General features: G+C 70.1%; 15 protein-coding genes. 9 read left to right on the top strand and 6 right to left on the bottom strand.

The window, feature by feature from the left end:
* Positions 1-106: 106 nt before the first annotated feature.
* The 3 genes from ACX93N_RS06070 to def all read left to right on the top strand — a co-directional run bounded on the left by ACX93N_RS06070 (position 107) and on the right by def (position 2,937).
* The gene (locus tag ACX93N_RS06070; protein ID WP_459427511.1) at positions 107-751 is read left to right on the top strand and encodes a hypothetical protein; all 645 of its coding nucleotides are present in this window, start codon (positions 107-109) and stop codon (positions 749-751) included.
* Positions 752-980: 229 nt separating this feature from the next.
* Entirely contained in the window at positions 981-2,441 is a 1,461-nt protein-coding gene (locus tag ACX93N_RS06065; protein ID WP_459427510.1) for a BCD family MFS transporter, read from the top strand.
* A 10-nt stretch (positions 2,442-2,451) separates the two neighbouring features.
* Positions 2,452-2,937, top strand: a complete 486-nt coding sequence (gene def / locus ACX93N_RS06060; RefSeq protein ID WP_459427509.1) for a peptide deformylase — start codon at positions 2,452-2,454, stop codon at positions 2,935-2,937.
* A 10-nt stretch (positions 2,938-2,947) separates the two neighbouring features.
* Here the strand turns inward: def and ACX93N_RS06055 are convergent, their stop codons facing one another.
* On the bottom strand, positions 2,948-4,456 hold the full coding sequence (locus ACX93N_RS06055) for an alpha/beta fold hydrolase (protein WP_459427508.1): 1,509 nt from the start codon (positions 4,454-4,456) through the stop codon (positions 2,948-2,950).
* Positions 4,457-4,515: 59 nt separating this feature from the next.
* Between ACX93N_RS06055 and ACX93N_RS06050 the strand changes: the two genes are divergently transcribed.
* On the top strand, positions 4,516-5,745 hold the full coding sequence (locus ACX93N_RS06050) for an MFS transporter (protein ID WP_459427507.1): 1,230 nt from the start codon (positions 4,516-4,518) through the stop codon (positions 5,743-5,745).
* Positions 5,746-5,748: 3 nt separating this feature from the next.
* On the opposite strand, the gene ACX93N_RS06045 is transcribed toward ACX93N_RS06050, so the two are convergent.
* Positions 5,749-7,209 carry a hypothetical protein gene (locus tag ACX93N_RS06045; protein WP_459427506.1) on the bottom strand — a complete coding sequence of 487 codons (1,461 nt, stop codon included), beginning with the start codon at positions 7,207-7,209 and terminating at the stop codon, positions 5,749-5,751.
* Positions 7,210-7,380: 171 nt separating this feature from the next.
* On the opposite strand from ACX93N_RS06045, the gene ACX93N_RS06040 reads away from it, so the two are divergent.
* Both ACX93N_RS06040 and ACX93N_RS06035 read left to right on the top strand, forming a co-directional pair.
* A complete protein-coding gene (locus ACX93N_RS06040; protein ID WP_459427505.1) occupies positions 7,381-8,088 on the top strand; it encodes an AzlC family ABC transporter permease in 708 nt (235 codons plus the stop codon).
* Entirely contained in the window at positions 8,085-8,402 is a 318-nt protein-coding gene (locus ACX93N_RS06035) for an AzlD family protein (RefSeq protein WP_459427504.1), read from the top strand. Before ACX93N_RS06040 ends, ACX93N_RS06035 begins: the two co-directional genes overlap by 4 nt.
* A gap of 9 nt (positions 8,403-8,411) precedes the next feature.
* On the opposite strand, the gene ACX93N_RS06030 is transcribed toward ACX93N_RS06035, so the two are convergent.
* Complete coding sequence (locus ACX93N_RS06030; RefSeq protein ID WP_459427503.1) at positions 8,412-10,727, bottom strand: DUF6351 family protein; 2,316 nt, start codon at positions 10,725-10,727, stop codon at positions 8,412-8,414.
* A gap of 186 nt (positions 10,728-10,913) precedes the next feature.
* Between ACX93N_RS06030 and ACX93N_RS06025 the strand changes: the two genes are divergently transcribed.
* Together ACX93N_RS06025 and ACX93N_RS06020 are read left to right on the top strand one after the other, a co-directional pair.
* A complete protein-coding gene (locus ACX93N_RS06025) occupies positions 10,914-12,287 on the top strand; it encodes an NfeD family protein (protein ID WP_459427502.1) in 1,374 nt (457 codons plus the stop codon).
* Between the two features lie 35 nt (positions 12,288-12,322).
* The gene (locus tag ACX93N_RS06020; protein WP_459427501.1) at positions 12,323-13,090 is read left to right on the top strand and encodes a slipin family protein; all 768 of its coding nucleotides are present in this window, start codon (positions 12,323-12,325) and stop codon (positions 13,088-13,090) included.
* Between the two features lie 28 nt (positions 13,091-13,118).
* On the opposite strand, the gene ACX93N_RS06015 is transcribed toward ACX93N_RS06020, so the two are convergent.
* Entirely contained in the window at positions 13,119-14,453 is a 1,335-nt protein-coding gene (locus tag ACX93N_RS06015; protein ID WP_459427500.1) for a sodium-dependent transporter, read from the bottom strand.
* A 120-nt stretch (positions 14,454-14,573) separates the two neighbouring features.
* Between ACX93N_RS06015 and ACX93N_RS06010 the strand changes: the two genes are divergently transcribed.
* Positions 14,574-15,803, top strand: coding sequence for an MFS transporter (locus tag ACX93N_RS06010; protein ID WP_459427499.1), 1,230 nt, complete (start codon positions 14,574-14,576; stop codon positions 15,801-15,803).
* Here ACX93N_RS06010 and ACX93N_RS06005 read toward each other — a convergent pair.
* The gene (locus tag ACX93N_RS06005; RefSeq protein WP_459427498.1) at positions 15,800-15,997 is read right to left on the bottom strand and encodes a DUF2283 domain-containing protein; all 198 of its coding nucleotides are present in this window, start codon (positions 15,995-15,997) and stop codon (positions 15,800-15,802) included. The genes ACX93N_RS06010 and ACX93N_RS06005 overlap by 4 nt on opposite strands.
* Complete coding sequence (locus ACX93N_RS06000) at positions 15,994-16,230, bottom strand: hypothetical protein (protein ID WP_459427497.1); 237 nt, start codon at positions 16,228-16,230, stop codon at positions 15,994-15,996. The genes ACX93N_RS06005 and ACX93N_RS06000 overlap by 4 nt, the downstream gene beginning before the upstream one ends.
* Between the last annotated feature and the right edge of the window lie 115 nt (positions 16,231-16,345).

Genomic DNA, 16,345 nt, shown 5'->3' with positions numbered 1-16,345 from the left:
TCATCATCGGCCATCCGCCGGTGACAACGGCTGCGTGTCGGGGGAGTCGCGCTGTCGCAAGGCACTAGGTCCCCATCACTGTTTCTGGAGGTCCACCATGAAACCTGTGGCACGAATTTTCGAAAGCGGAGATCAGGCCCGCGACGCCGCGCACAAGCTTGAAGCAGCCGGCTACGACCCGGACAAGATCTTCGTCATGGCGCCGGCGGCAGCGCCGGCCGCCGCGCCAGCGCAGGAAGATGAAGGCGACACCGACGCGCCCGCACCGGCCGCGGAAGCCAGCACGGCAGTCAGCGCCGAGGAACTGGTCGGGAAGGTCAGCGCAGCCGGCGAACTGGAAATCACCCGCGCCATCCTCTGCAGCCGGGCCCTGGCCGGTGGCAAGTCCGTGGTGGTCGTGGGCGCGCCCTACGGGTACCTCGTCCGGGCGAACGAGATCATGGATGGCTGCGGCGCAGCGCCGGCGGAGGTGCTGGATACAGCCAAGCCGGACAATCCGTCGCCGTTCTCCGACTTCATCGGCATGCCCTGCCTGGAGAACCGCCTGAGCTTCCTCTCCGGGGACAACCCGCTGAAGGATTCCAACTGGACGCTGTTCCCGGTGCAGCTGAAAGACAAGCTGACCTTCAACGTCAAGCTCATCGACAACCCCGAGTGGCTGTCGTCGAAGATCGGCATGAAGACGCTGTCCAAGGACAAGCCCTGGAAGACCAGCTTCGGTTTCAAACTGCTGAGCAACCAGCAGGACTGAACCCGCCCACCCGGCGGGCCACGAAACCCGGTCGAGGTAGCTCGGCCGGGTTTTCTTTTGCCTGCCCGCGCAGCGGGCCTTTGCGGCAAGTCAACGTAAGCCCGCCTAGACACTGAACAGTGACAAGCTGACTTGACGCTTCCCCGCCACGGTTGCTAGCCTCTGCGGACGATAAAAGGGCAGGTGCATCCCGGCGCCGGCCATCAGCAGCGAGGATCGCGGAACCCGAATGAACCGTTTCGGCCGCAAGATGATGCGCGCGTGGGCAGAAGCGGGCATCCGCTACATGCCCTTTGCCGACGTCGCCACGCCGGACCTGCCCCTGTCCAAGCTGCTGCGCCTGTCGCTGTTCCAGGTCTCCGTCGGCATGGCCCTCGTCCTGCTGGTCGGCACCCTGAACCGCGTGATGATCGTCGAGCTCGACGTACCCGCCTCCCTGGTCGGCATCATGCTGGCGCTGCCCCTGGCCTTCGCGCCCTTCCGCGCGCTCATCGGCCACCGCTCCGACACGCACAAGTGCGAACTCGGCTGGCGCCGCGTCCCGTTCATGTGGAACGGCACCCTGGCCCAGTTCGGCGGCTTTACCATCATGCCCTTCGCCATCCTCGTGCTGGCGGGGCAGGAACAGGCGGCGACGGCGCCGGTCTGGGTCGGCTACATTTCCGCCGCCCTGGCCTTCCTGCTAGTCGGCGCCGGCGTGCACGTGACCCAGACCGCTGGCCTGGCCCTCGCCACGGACCTGACGCCGCAGGAATCGCACGCGAAGGTCGTCGGGCTCATGTATGTCATGCAGCTGCTCGGCATGATCGCCACGGCGCTGCTCTTCGGCGCGGCACTGGCCAACTTCTCGCCGGGCCGGCTGATCCAGGTGATCCAGGGGGCCGCCGTGGCCACCGTGGCGCTGAACATCCTCTCCCTGTGGAAACAGGAGACGCGGCGCCCGCCCCGGGGCGCAGCTATCCAGCAGGACGACCCGACCTTTGCCGAGTCCTGGGCCAAGTTCTGCGAGGGCAGCAGTGCCATCCTGCGCCTGACCATCGTCGGCCTCGGCACCATCGCCTTCAACATGGCCGACGTGCTCCTCGAGCCCTTCGGCGGCGAGGTCCTCGGGCTGTCCGTGAGCTATACGACCAAACTCACCGCCCTGTTCGCCGTCGGCGGCCTCGCCGGTTTCGCATCGGCCGTCTGGATCACCCAGCGCGGCATGGAGGCCTACGCCGTTGCCCGGGCCGGGGCGCTTATCGGTCTGCCCGCCTTCGCCCTGGTGCTGGCCTCGGTCCCCACGGCGCTCCTGCCGTTCTTCCTGGTCGGCAACTTCCTCATAGGTTACGGCGGCGCCCTCTTCGCGCACGGCACGCTCACCGCCGCGATGAACCGGGCGCCGGTCTCCCAGGCCGGCCTCGCCCTCGGTGCCTGGGGCGCCGTGCAGGCCACCGCCGCCGGCCTCGCCCTGGCCTTCGCCGGCACCATCCGCGACATCTCCACGGCGGCGCTCTCGGGCGCCAGCCTGCCCTGGGGCTTCAGCGGCGCCGCCGCCGGCTACGCGATCGTCTACGCCATCGAGCTGGCCCTGCTCGCCCTGACCATCGTCGCCACGATCCCGCTGCTGCGCCACGCGCGCAGCGCCGTGCTCGAGGGACGCCCGGCGGCACCGGATGCCGCCCTCGCCGCCCGCGGCGGCGCCGGCTGAGGAAAGCGCCATGGCCAAGCTACCGGTTCTCGCATACCCGGACCCGCGCCTGAACACGCCCTGCGCGCCGGTGACGGACTTCGGCCCGGCGGTGGCGGAGCTCGCCGCCAACCTCCTCGACACCCTCTACGGCAGCACCGGCATCGCCCTCTCGGCACCGCAGGTCGGCGACCTGCGCCAGGTGCTGGTAATGGACCTGTCGGAGGATCACTCGGCTCCGGAGGTCTACCTGAACCCGGAGATCCTGGCCCGGAAAAAACCCGGCCTGGTCGAGGAAAGCTGCCTCTCCGTGCCCGGCATCGTCGGCAACGTGGTGCGCCACACGCAGGTCCGCCTGCGCGCCCGCGACATCCACGGTGAAACCATCGAGAAGGACCTGGCGGGAATGCACGCCGTTGCCCTGCAGCACGAGATGGATCACCTCGACGGCAAACTCTTTATCGAGCGCCTGTCCTGGCTCCGCCGCCTGCGCCTGAAGCTCGCCGGGGCGGCTTAGCCGCGCGCCTTCAGTGCTCGCCCGCAAACAGCGGGAAACTCACCCCCAGTGCCCAGGCCAGGGCCAGCCCCAGGCCGACCCCCGCCCCGAGGGGGCCGGCGCGCTGCGCCACCCAGCGGCCCATAAGGCCGTGTATGCAGAAGAACAGCAGCACCACCGGCAGCACCAGCAGCACGAAGCCCAACCGCTCGCGATCGAGGAGCGCGGCCAGCGCCAGCGAAAGCAGGAGCCCGAAGCGCGCGAGCACGCGGCGCCAGGCCCTGCCATGCCCTGCGTCCGTGGCCACCGCATCGGCCACCAGGAAGAGAACAGCCCCCGGCGCCAGGGCGGCGATCACCGCCCAGCGCTCACCGCTGGGCAGGAAGCTGGCCGCATAGCGGTCCAGCGCCAGCCCGAAGAAACCCACGCCCCAGAGGAGCAGCAGTGCCACCGCGCGCCCGCTGGCGCGGCTGCCCGCGAGCGGTGAGCGGCCGAGCACCGCCAGCTGCAGCACGCCGTAGAGGGCGAGGTGCAGCGCGAGGTAGTCGGCAACGAGCACGGGCAGGAAGGGCCGGTAGGCCGCCACGGCGACGAGCGGCACCAGCAGCGCCGGCGCCGCCACCGCGAGCAGGAAGCGCCGCGGCGTCGCCTCGGCCGGCGGTGGCAGCGGCGCGGGCAGCCACCGGGTCACCGGCCTGAAAGCGAGGACGATGGCGGCGAGGAGAACGAGGATCCAGGCGCCGGTCGGCCGTAGGGCCGGGTCTCCGTCGCGGCCGAAGGTGTCGTGGAGCCAGCGCGTCGTTTCCTCAAGCGTGGTCGCACTGTAGAGCACGCCGAGGTGCTCGCGGCCCGGCGCGACGGCCGCGCGGCGGCGCACGGCCCCGGTGCCGACGGTCTCGTTTTCCTCCGCGTCGGGGTCGACCTGCCGCACCGCGTCGAGGGCCACGGCGCGCAGGCGCCCCTCCCAGGCTCCACTCACCATGAGGAGCCGGGCCGGCGCCGTGGCCGTCATGGCCTCGGAAAACATGGACACGGCAATCACGGCGTCCACGCGCGCGTCGGCCAGCGCGCTGCGCACCACGATGTCGCTGGCCATGGAGTGGCCCAGAAGCGCGACCCCGCCGTCGCTCTCGGCGAGGGCCAGGCCGGCGTCGACCACGCGGCGCAGTTCCGCGACCAGCAGGCGCGTGGTGCCATCGATGGCGGTCACGTCGCCGGACATGGGAAGCGGGTTGCGGCCGTGCCCCTCCGAGTCATAGGCGACGACGGTATAACCGGCACGGGCGAGGTGGAAGGACAGGGCCTGCATGAGCTGCCGGGAACCGGCAAAGCCATGGGCCACCACCACCAGCGGCGCGGCGCCTTCGCGATCCCTCGCCAGGTAGAGCGTCCCCGGTGTGTCGCCGGCCCTGAACGGCCGGGTCTCGACCCCTTCCCGGGCCTGCTCGAGGTGCCACAGGGCAGCCAGGGCGAGTCCGGCGGCGAGCAGCAGCCAGGCGACCGGGTGGCGGCGGGGGGCCAGGTGTCTGAGGAATGCCATGCGGCGATTGTAGCGGCGCCCTGCGGTATAGTGTCAGCCCTTTTCCTGCCGGGAAGCCCGTGCCCCAGACCGCCAATGCCCCCGGCGAGCGCCGCTCCGCCTTCACGGAGCCGCGTTTCGCCCGCTATTTTCCTTCCAGCCTGTTCTCCACCCTGGGCAGCTGGATCGTGCGCTTCCTGGTGGGCTGGAGCGCCTGGGCGCTGACCGGGAGCGCCTTCTGGGTCGGCGTGGTTGCCGGCCTCATGCTGGCCCCGACCTTCCTGCTGTCGCCGCTCTTCGGGATCCTCGCCGAGCGCATCAACCCCCGCAACGGCATCATGGCCACCCTCGCGGCGCACGCGCTCATCGCGCTTTCCGCCGGCGTCGCAGAAGCCCTGGGGCTGCTCACGCTGCCGACGCTGCTGGTACTGGCCACGACCCTGGGCGCCGCCACCGCCGCGCACACGCCCATCCGCCTCGCTCTCGTTCCGCGCCTCGTCGGCCGCAACGCCCTCCCGAGCGCCATCGGCATCTCCGCCATGACCTTCAACACGGCGCGCATCCTCGGCCCGGCCGCGGGTGCCTGGCTCATCGCCCATTTTTCCGTGGCCGCGGCCTACACGGTGGCCGGCCTGCTCTTCGCCGGCGCGCTGCCGGTGCTCGCATCCCTGCGCGATGTGGAGGCGCCGCCGCCCCGGGCCGCCGGCAGCTTTGCCCGCCAGCTGCGCGAAGGCGTGGCCTATGCCCGGCAGCACCCGGGCATCCGGCTGATCTTCGCCTTCACCCTGCTGAACGGGCTCCTCGGCCGCACGGTCATCGAGCTGCTGCCGGCCCTGAACGGCCAGCTCCTCGGCGGCGACTCCACCACCCTGGCCACACTGACCGCCAGCGCCGGCGCCGGATCCATCGCCGGCGGACTCATCGTGAGCCGCCAGAGCGGCCGCGAGACGCGGCTCCTCGGGCTGGTCGCCGCCGCCCTCGGCTGCGGTGGCGTCGCCCTCGGCCTGGCAACGCTCCTGAACGGCCTGCCCGCCTTCTGCGGCCTCATCGCCCTGATCAGCCTTATCACCACGATGGCGGGGACCGGCAGCCAGGCACTGGCGCAGCTGACCGTGGACGAGGCCTTCCGCGGCCGCGTCCTCAGCCTGTGGACCGTGCTCGCCATGGGCGCGCCGGCCCTCGGCGGCCTGGTCATGGGTACCGCCGCGGACCGCCTCGGCTTTCCTGTCGTGCTCACCGCCTTCGGCGCGGCCGGCGCGATGATCGCGCTGCTGCTCTTCCGGCGCCGGGACGCGCTGCAGAGCGGCTGACCGCTACGGCTTCATGCCCTCCGGCGTAGCGAAAACCGTGTCGAGAAGGAACGGGTCGTCGAAGTGGCGCCGACCCAGAAAGGCCGTGGCCCGGCGGCCGCGCTCGCGCATGGCGCCCGGCGAACGCACGCCGCTGGGCCAGAGGAACCAGCGCTCGCCACGCCCGGTGCCCGGCACCAGCCCGTCCGGGTCAAACAGGCTGCGCTTACCGCCGGGCCCGGCGATGCGGTACAGCGCTTCCCGGTCGACGCTCCGATAGCGCTGTCCGCCCGCCGGCGGCGCCGGCCAGGCGCGCTCGAGGTAATGGCTGCCACTGGCGAGGAACAGGTGCATGCGCTCGCCCGGCCCGGGCGGCGCCAGAGCCGGCAGCACGAGCGGCGGCTCCGGCAGCGAGGTGAGTTCAACGCGCGGGCGCAGCTCACCCGCCGGGAATAGCAGATGGTAGCAGCCGCAGGCATGGACGCTGTCGTAGGCAAGGGGCACGCCGTCCTCATCCACGGTCACCCGCCAGATCACGCCGTCCAGGGCGCCCGCCAGCGGGTCCAGCGGGCCTTCCGGGGGCCGCGCGCCGAACCAGACCAGGTAGTTGAGCTGCAGCCGCGCCGACCCGCGGAAGCGGGTCAGCGACGGGTAGCGGTAGACCGTCGGCAAAGCGGTCATGACGGTCGGCCCGGCGTGCGTATGGCGCGGAACACCGGGCCGGTCCGCCGCGCCCGCGGTGGCAATGACCCAGACCGGCGCGTGCCGGTCGAGGAGCGCCGAAAGCCGGGCCGCAGACGGTGCCGGCAGCCCCAGCGCATCGCGCGGCACCGCGCCGGCTTCGGTTTCGGTTCCGGCCACGGGCACATAGCGCTCCAGTGGCAGGCCGCCGGCCAGCGCTTCGCGCGGCAGCTGCCAGCGCGACCGGACTGCCTCGTGCCAGCGCAGTATCCCGGCGCGAAGGCCGATGGCGGCGAGCGGATAAGCGCCCAGCACCCGCGCGGCTGTGCTGTACTCGCCCGGTACCACGGCCCGCTCAGCAAGCAGCGCGAGGCGCCCGGGGGAGGCGCGGTCCCGCGCCAGCAGCCGCTCCCGGCACTGCGCGGTTGCCGTCCCGAGATCGGTTGACCAACCCGTTTCCAGCTGCTCGCGCTCCGCGGGCCCCAGGAGCGCCAGCTCCGAGGCCCGGGCCCGCGCGTCCGCCTTCGCCAGCCTCGAGAGCCATGCCTCGACCCGCAGCGGGTCCTCGGCGGCAGCGCGGTAGCTGGCCAGCAGGCGGGTGATCCGCAGGTAGGGAAAGCCCGCGATGCGATGGGGATGGGAGCGCCCGCTTCCCGCCGCCTCGACGGCCTGGTCCTGCGCGGCAAAAAGGGCCTCGCAGCGGGCGAACGGATCGTCCGGGGCGGGGCGCGGTCCGCCCTGGCAGGCCGTCAGCAGCACCAGCAGGCCGGCGGCGAGGCCCGGTCGCAGGCTGTGTCCCGGCATCGCTTGCTTTCCTCCTGGGGCTCCCGGTCCAGAGCTTGCCACGGTGCGACCGATGCTGTCGCCCTGCAGCGTCCGCGCGGCGCTGGTAAAGTACGCGTCCCTTGTAACGCCGCCGTTATGGTCGCCGTTAACGCCGCCTTTCAAGCCAGCCCTTGCCCGGGAGTCCTCGCCATGGATCCGCAACACGCGCCCAGCCTGACCTTCGCGGACTGCCGCGCGGGCTTCTGGCGCATGATGCCCATCTCCACCTTCGTCTTCGTCTTCGGCCTCGCCCTGGGCCTGGCCGCGCGGGAGACGGGGCTGGCCGAGCTCGAGATCATCGTCATGAGCGCGGTGGTCTTCGCGGGCACGGCGCAGTTCGCCGCCCTCGACCTGTGGGGCGCCCAGGTGCCGCTGCTGCCCCTGCTGGCAACGACACTGGCCATCAACGGCCGCATGCTGCTCATGGGCGCCACGCTCTACCCCTGGCTGCGGCTCCTGCCCCCGGGGCGCCGCTACACGTCCGTCGCCCTGCTCTCCGACGCCAACTGGGCGATGAACCTGAACGACCTGCAGCAGGGCCGCAACAATCTCGGCATCCTCGTCGGCGGCGGCCTCGCGCTGTGGACGACCTGGCAGGCCGGGACCATCGCCGGGCTTCTGCTCGGGGCGGGCATTCCCGAGCCCGCGACCTTCGGCCTCGACATGGTGATGGGCTGCTTCATGCTGACCATGGTGCTCGTGGGCAAGCGTAACCTGCGCCGGGCCGTGACCTGGGTCGCCGCCGGCGCCACTGCCTATGCCGCCTGGCGCTGGCTGCCGCCGAATACCCACGTGATCCTCGGAGCCCTCGCCGGCGGCATCGTCGGCGCGCTCTGGCTGGAGCGCACCCCGTCATGATGGCTACCGACGGCAGCGGCGCGCTCATCATCGCCCTGCTCATGGGCCTGGTGACTCTCGGCACGCGCCTGGGCGGTGTTTTCATCACCTCGCTGGTGCCGCTGCGGCCACGGGTACGCGGTTTCATCGACGGGATGTCGGGGGCGGTGCTGGTTGCGGTGATCGTACCGGTCGCCCTCGAGGCGGACGTCGCGGGGCGCGTGGCCCTGGCGGCCACGGCGGTCCTGATGCTGGTGCTGGGTCGCCCCATGCCCGCCATCGCGGCGGGCATCGCCACCGCGGCGCTGCTGCGCGCCACGGGGCTGGGGGGCTGATCGCCCGGCTCAGTCGTAGCGGCAGACGCCGTCGGGGAAGATGGCCTCGAGCGTTGCCTGCTCCTGGGCGCCCGGCGTCCAGTCGCCATAGACCCCGCTGTCGATCGCCTCGGCCACCGGCTGCAGCTCGCACTTGAACACGTCGCCGGTGATCGGCGCGCCGGCCACGATCCGGGAGGTGCTGTAGACCGGGAACTGCGCCGTGCAGGTCCCCGGCTCACTGTCGTCGAGGATGCCGCTCCAGACATCGTCGCCGGAAGCGATCACCGCACCGCCGGCATCGAAGCAGGCATCCACGGCCTCCGCCGGGCGGTTCTCGCCCACGGAGCGGTCCGGGTTGGCGGCGATAGTCGCCATCCACTCGTCGATGACCGCAAAGGCTTCCATGGTCAGCGCCGCGATATCGTCCTCGCTCGGCTCCTGGAACCAGATCACCTGGTTGCTGGCATCACCATCGTGGTTGAGGAGCCGCTGCCGGGCGGCGAAGGACTGGTGCGTGTTGTGCATGTCCAGTTCCTCCTCGAGGTAGGGCCGCACATCGATGAGCGGAATCTCGATCTCCCCCCGGTTTACCATGCCCGACTCGAAGGCCCGCTCGATGGCGCCGGGATCCGCCGCGCGCCGGGGCGCCGGGTTCTCCAGGGAGCCGACATTGGCGTTGCGCCAGCTCCAGGGGTCGATCTGGTCCGGATAGAGCGGCTGCTCGAAGTCCAGGGCAAAGCAGAGGTCGATGAGGAAGGGGCAGCCCTCCTGCACGGTCTCCGCCTCCTGTTTCCAGGAGCCGACGGACGCATTGAGGTCGAGGAACTCCGCCGGCGTGATGTTGCCGTCACGCAGCGCCTGCAGGCCGTACTGCACGCCCACGTTGTCCCAGGTGCTACGGGCGAAGCCATCGTCCGCGCGGCCGTAGATGTTGACCAGGTCCGCAAAGTGCGTCCATTCGACCTCGGCCTGTTGCTCGTCGCTGATTCCCGGCACGGTGCCGAAATTCGGGTTCAGCGCCAGGGGCGAGAGCCCGCGCCAGGACGCGGTGCACTCGCTCGAGCCCGGTGGCACCCAGGGGGTGAGGCCGAAGTCGATGACGTCGTTCGGCACCTCGTTGTTGGCGTTGAGGCCGATGAGCCAGCTGCGGTTGTTCCAGTCGGCCCACTTCGAGTTCGGGTCCGCCTGCAGCTGGAAGTCGATCCAGCGCTCGATCAGTTCACAATCGCCGATATGGATCGTCTGCGTGATCATGTCCGGGTAAGAGTATTGCGGCACGCCGGCATCGATGAGCCCCGGGTGGTTCTGCCCGTAGACGTACTGCTGGATGCCCCCGCCGGACCCGCCCACGCCGACCGTGTAGTCCGGCATGCCGTAGGCGCTCACGAAGCGGTCCTTGACCATGATGGCGGTCTCGCCGCCGAGTTCGAGGTTGTAGTGCGTACCGGTCTTCGTGCCGGTGGAATAGGCGATGGCATAGCCGGCACCGAGGCCGTCCGCGTAGAGCGCGCGGCGCTGGCTCGGGTCGCCCTGGTAGTGGCCGATGGCCACGCCGCCCTGGAAGTAGTAGATGAGGCGGCGGTTCCAGGCGCCGAGGTCCGGCTCGCCGTCCACGTCGCCGCCGGGCACGAGTACCGCCAGGGAATAGAGAAAGCGGTTGATGGTGCCGCGCTCCCAGCGCACGATGAAGTCCACGGTTTCACCGTCGATGGTGGTGGTGGTCGCCATGTCCTCCGGCCGCTCCTGCCCGGGCTCCCAGTCTGCCCAGGCGCCTTCCGTGGTGCGGTACTTGAAGCTCACCACCCGCTCCACGCTGCACTGCTCGTCGAGGATCGGGCCGAGCTCCAGGTTGGCGCGGTCGTCATCCGTGGCGCAGAAGAACGGCGCCTGCTGCGGGCCCGAGAAGATGGGCCCGGTCGCCGGGTGATTGACCAGGGTCAGCTCCGCGGGCGTGACCGGCTCGCCGGCGCTGGTGACGCGCAGCCGGTTCTCACCCTCTGCCAGGCCCTCGACACGCCCCATGAGGCGGTACTTGCCTCCCGTCGCCCGGAAGCGGTCGCTGATGTCCTCCCCGTCGAGTTCCACGATGATGTCCTCGTCGGGCAGCGCCGCCGGGGCGTCGATGCCGACGCGGGCGGTGCCGCCGCTCACGGCATCCGGCGGGCTGGAGACCACCGTGGCGGAAAACTCGCCGAGGGGCTCCGGATCCGGCGGCGGTGCCGGCGGGTCGATGGTGATGGTGTTCGACCCGCCGTCACAGGCCACCAGGGCCAGCGCGGCAAGGACGGGAACGAGACAGGACAGGATGCGGCGCGACAGCGCGCCGGCCGGGAATGCGGGCATGCATGACTCCTTATTGTTCTTTCTGTGTCTTTCTGTGTCTTGTGTGATTCACGCGGGCCGGCCCCGCGCCGCACCCGCGTCCCAAGCGTAGTCCAGCGCGGAGCAGGCTGCCAAGCGCGCCACGGCTTTCACGGGCAAGCTGCTACACTTCAGGGCGATGCAACCGATGCGCGCAAGGAGAACCCCATGACGCCGGGCACGCGCCCTCGCCTCAGTGTGCTGGCGATCCTGCTCGGCGCCGCGCTGCTGTGCCTCGGACCACTGCTGGCACCTGCACAGGACGGCGCGCCGCGCGGCGAGGTGCTCACCGTTGACGGCGCCATCGGCCCGGCGACCGTCGACTACCTGCTGCGCGGCATCGCCAGCGCCGACGACAACGGTGCGAGCCTGGTCGTCATCAAGCTCGACACGCCGGGCGGGCTCATGGAGGCTACCCGGGATCTGATCCAGGGCATCCTTGCCGCGCCGCTGCCCGTGGTGACCTGGGTCGCCCCCTCCGGCGCCCGGGCCGCCAGCGCCGGGACCTACATCCTCCTCGCCAGCCACGTCGCCGCCATGGCGCCGGCGACGCACCTCGGCTCGGCGACGCCGGTGCAGCTCGGCGGCATGCCCGGCATGCCCTCGGAGGCCGAGGACCCGAACGCCCCCGGGGGCGGCAAGTCGGCCATGGAGCGCAAGGTGCTCGAGGACGCGGTGAGCTACATTCGCGAACTGGCCGAGCGCCACGGCCGCAACGCCGACTGGGCCGAACGCGCCGTGCGCGAGGCGGCCAACCTCGGGGCCAGCGAAGCGCTCAAGGCGGGCGTGATCGACCTCGTCGCCAGCGGCCGTGCGGAGCTGCTCGACAAGCTCGACGGCCGCACGGTGTCTCTCGCCGGTGGCGAGCAAATGCTGTCGACAGCCGGCATGAACCTCGTGGATCGCGAGCCCGGCTGGCGCACGCAGCTCCTGTCGGTGATCACCGACCCCAACATCGCCTACCTGCTGATGCTCATCGGCTTCTACGGCATCTTCTTCGAGCTCGCGAACCCCGGCAGCCTCGTGCCCGGCGTGATCGGCGCCACCTGCCTGCTGCTGGCCCTCTTCGCCTTCCAGGTACTGTCGGTGAACTATGCCGGCCTCGCCCTGATCTTCCTGGGCCTCGCCTTCATCATCGGCGAGGCCTTCGTGCCCAGCTTCGGCATCCTGGGCATCGGCGGCCTGGTGGCCTTCATCGCCGGCTCGGTGATCCTCATGGACGGCAGCAACCAGGCGGTATCGCTGCCCACGGTGGGCGGCATCGCCGCCATCGGCGCGGGCTTCCTGCTCTGGGCCGTCACCCGGCTCGTGGCCTTCCGCCGGCAGACCCCGGTGGTCGGCAGCGAGCACGTCACTGCGGAGCGGGCCGTGGCGCTGGACGACTTCCAGCCGGCAGAGGCCGGTTACGCCGGCCACGTACGCATGAACGGCGAGCGCTGGCAGGCGACCAGCAGCGCGCCCGTGAAAGCGGGGCAGGCGCTGGCCGTGGCCGCCCTCGACGGCCTGACGGTCACCGTGACACCCGCCCACGACACCCCCTGATCGACTAGCGCGCACTGCCGCGGAGGTAAGGCACCATGGAACAGATTATCCCCTACATCGCACCGCTGATCCTGCTCTTCGCGATCCTGGCCTCGGCTATCAAGATCGTGCCCGAATACGAGCGGGGGGTCGTCTTCTTCCTCGGCCGCTTCCAGGGCGTGAAGGGGCCGGGGCTGATCATCGTCATCCCGGTGATCCAGCAGTTCATCCGGGTCGACCTGCGGGTGATCACCCTGGACGTGCCGAGCCAGGACGTCATCTCCCAGGACAACGTCACCGTGCACGTGAACGCGGTCCTCTACTACCGGGTGGTGGACCCGGAGCGGGCGGTGATCCGCGTCGAGGACTACCACGTGGCCACCAGCCAGCTGGCCCAGACCACGCTGCGCTCGGTGCTCGGCAAGCACGACCTCGACGAGATGCTGTCGGAGCGCGACAAGCTCAACAACGACGTGCAGGAGATCATCGACGCGCAGACCGAGGAGTGGGGCATCAAGGTCGCCAATGTCGAGATCAAGCAGGTGGACCTCGACGAGTCCATGATCCGGGCCATCGGCCGCCAGGCCGAGGCGGAGCGGGAGCGGCGCGCCAAGGTCATCCACGCCGAGGGCGAACTGCAGGCGTCGCAGAAGCTCGTGGAGGCCGCACAGGTCATGGCCGCCAGTTCCGGCGCCATGCAGCTGCGCTACCTGCAGACGCTCTCGGACATGAGCAACACGAACTCGTCGACCATCGTCTTCCCCATGCCGATCGAGATGCTCAAGGGCCTGACCCTGCCGGGCGCCGGCAAGGAGGAGGCCTGACCCGGCGTGAGGAGCGTACCGGCGGCGGTCAGCCGGCTCCCCGCAGCTGGCTGACCCCGTAGGTGACCGCGCCCCAGAGCAGAACCAGCACCGGCAGGTAGCGCCCGACCAGGTAGATCCGCCACTCCCACCAGCGGTTTGCCGTGCCCAGCACGGTGCGGATCCGCTGCGGTGGGATGAACCAGCACAGGAGCGCGGCGCCGGTCAGGCCTGAGAAAATGATCACGTCCCCGCCCGCCACCCGGTCGACGGCATCCAGCACCGGCTCGCCGCCAAGGGTCAGCTGCAGCGGCGTGAAGCTGAGGGCCGAGGCGCTGCCGAGCAGCGCCATCAATACCGCGACGGCCAGCACGGCACTCTTCTCCCGGAGGCGGAACTCCTCGGCGACTGCGGCGATGATCACCTTGAGGCCGGCGAGGGACGAGCTGAAGGCCGCGGCGAAGAACAAGGCGAAGAACAGCACCGCGAGCAGCCCACCACCCGCCTGCCGCTCGAAGACCCGCGGCAGCGTCTCGAAGGCCAGTGCCGAGCCCTGGTCCGGGGCCATGCCGAAGCTGAACACATAGGGAAAGATCATCCATCCCGCGAGGAGCGCCACACTCGTCTCGACACCGGCCACGACCAGGCAGGCCCGGGGGAGGTGCGTTTTCCGCGGGATGAAACTGCCATAGGTCACCAGGTATCCCTGGCCGATGGCGAGCGTATAGAAAGCCTGGCCGAAGGCAAAACCCCAGAGCTTGCCGTCGAGGAGCCGGGCCCAGTCAACCTGGAAGAAGAAGTCCCGGGCCTCGCCCCAGCCCGGCGTCTGCGCGGCCCGGGAGACAAGAAACAGCACCAGCGCCAGCAGCGCGGGCATCAGCAGCTTCGACAGCGTTTCGATCGCCCGGACGCCGCGCAGCAGCACCGCGGCCGCCAGCGCCGTTGTCGCCAGGAAATACCAGAGTGAATTGAAGCCCGCGCTGAACTGTTCGAAGACGCGGACATCGCCGCGCAGCGCCTCCACCGTGTAGCCGAGAGTCCAGCCGGTGATCACGAGGTAGTAACTGGTGATCGCCGTGGTCACCAGCACCACGAACCACCCATAGGCGGTGCCGAAGCGATTGACCTGCCGATACGTCCCTACCGTGCTGCCCTTGGACAGGCGCCCCGCGGCCACCTCCAGGATCATGATCGGCATGACGACCACGATGAGCGCAGTGAGATAGGCCACGACAAAGGCGCCACCGCCGTTCTCTCCCATGATGTAGGGAAAGCGCCAGAGATTGCCCAGGCCCACGGCGGCGGCGGCCATGGACGCGATAAAAGCGGGCTCGGAACTCCACTCCCGGCGCGACTCCTCGACGAATTCGTGGCGACGGCGCATAGGCCTCCCCGTGACAGCCTGTTCCACAGCCGCGCCGCCGGGACTCCGGGCGGCGGCGCATTCCCCAGCCCGGTATACTGCCAGCCGCACCCCTTTCCCAACCACCCGGGGAGTCCCTCCATGGTCCGCGAAAGACTGCCGGGCGCCGTCTACCTGCTCATGGCCGTGCAGGCCCTCTCGCTATGCACGGCACCGCTCTACTTCCTCACCGGCGGCATCGTCGGCGACGCCCTGGCCCCGCGGCCGGGCCTCGCCACACTGCCCGTCGCCTGCATCATCGTGGCCACCGCCCTGGCCGTGGTACCGGTCACCCGCGCCATGCGCCGCTTCGGGCGCAAGCGCCTGTTTTTCGCCGGCGCCCTGGTCAACGGCGCGGGGGCGCTCCTCGCCGCCGGCGCGCTGGCCGCCGGCAGCTTCGTACTGTTCTGCGCCGCTGGCGCCGCGGCGGGCATGAGCATCGCCGTTGCCCAGCAATACCGCTTCGCGGCGATCGAGACGGTGCCACCGGCCCTCGCCGGCAAGGCCACGGCCCGCGTGCTCCTCGCCGGCCTCGCCGCGGCCTGGCTCGGCCCGGAACTGGTGACCTGGGGTGCCTTCGCAGAGGCCCTGCCGCTGGCGACCGGAGCCCGTCCCGCCCATGGCGCCTTCATCGGCGGCTTCCTGCTGCTCGCCGTCATCGCCGCGGCGGTGGCCCTGCTGGTTGCTGTCGGCTACCGCAATGTCCCGGTACCCGACGCGGAAAGCCGCGGGAATGCCCGGCCCCTGCGCACACTCCTGGCCAGTCCGCTCCTGCGCCTGGCGATCATCGCCGCAGCCATGGGCTACGCGATGATGAGCTTCATGATGACGGCCACGCCGCTCAGCATGCACAGCATCGACGGCCACTCCCTGGCGGAGACGAAGTGGGTCATCCAGTCGCACATCATGGCGATGTTCGCGCCGTCGCTGTTCTCCGGCTGGCTGATCACACGCCTGGGCCACCGCCGCATGATCGCCCTCGGCATCCTCGCCTACCTGGCCTGCCTCGCTATCGCCGCCTCGGGGCAGCACCTGCTCCACTACTGGTGGGCCCTGGTGCTCCTGGGGATCGGCTGGAACTTCCTGTTCGTGACCGGGACCGCCCTGCTGCCGCAGTGCCACACGCCGGCCGAGCGCTTCCGGGTGCAGAGCCTGAACGAGTTCGCGGTCTTCGGCTGCCAGGCCGTCGCGGCCCTCGCCTCAGGCTGGGTAATCAACGGCTTCGGCTGGCCGGTACTGGTGTGGCTGTCGGCCGGCATGGTCGCCGCCGTCCTCGCCGCGCTCTGGCAGGCCCGGGACGCGGAACCCGACGTCGCGGCGGAAGCGCTCTAGGCGGCCATGCCTTCGACGATCAGCCGGCTCACATCGGTACGCTGGCTCGCATGCTCAAGGGTAATACCGCAGATTCGCCCTCGATCATCAAGATCCAGGGTGGTGTCCTGATCAAGGTCTCGCGTCTCGGAAACCGCACCGCCATCAATTTCGATGTAAAGCGTATCGGTATCCCTGAAGTAACACACTTTCATGGCCTGAATCCCCGGTCGAAGAACGCGTTATGAACGGTTTCGCCATCTGGAAGCAAAACCACCCGCAGATAACGATCGCCAGCCTCTTCGATTTTAGCCCAACAACGGATGCGACCGTCTGCCTGGATCAGGCAGCGTTCAGGACGGGCAATGACGCGCCGGATCCATGCAAACCTGATCGCGGCGCGATCGGGGCGTCGCCTCGACCATTCGAAGTACTGCGTCATCTTCACCGCCCCACAAACTCCTCAGCCAGGTAAAAGCACCCGAAGGAGCAAACTACTCGCAGCACCGCAAGCGAGCATCGGTCGATTTCAGCCGGCTGCGCGCAGCCTGGCAACCGGCCGG

It is taken from the genome of Pseudohaliea sp., from assembly GCF_054552115.1.
This window is presented reverse-complemented; position numbering and strand designations above follow the sequence as displayed.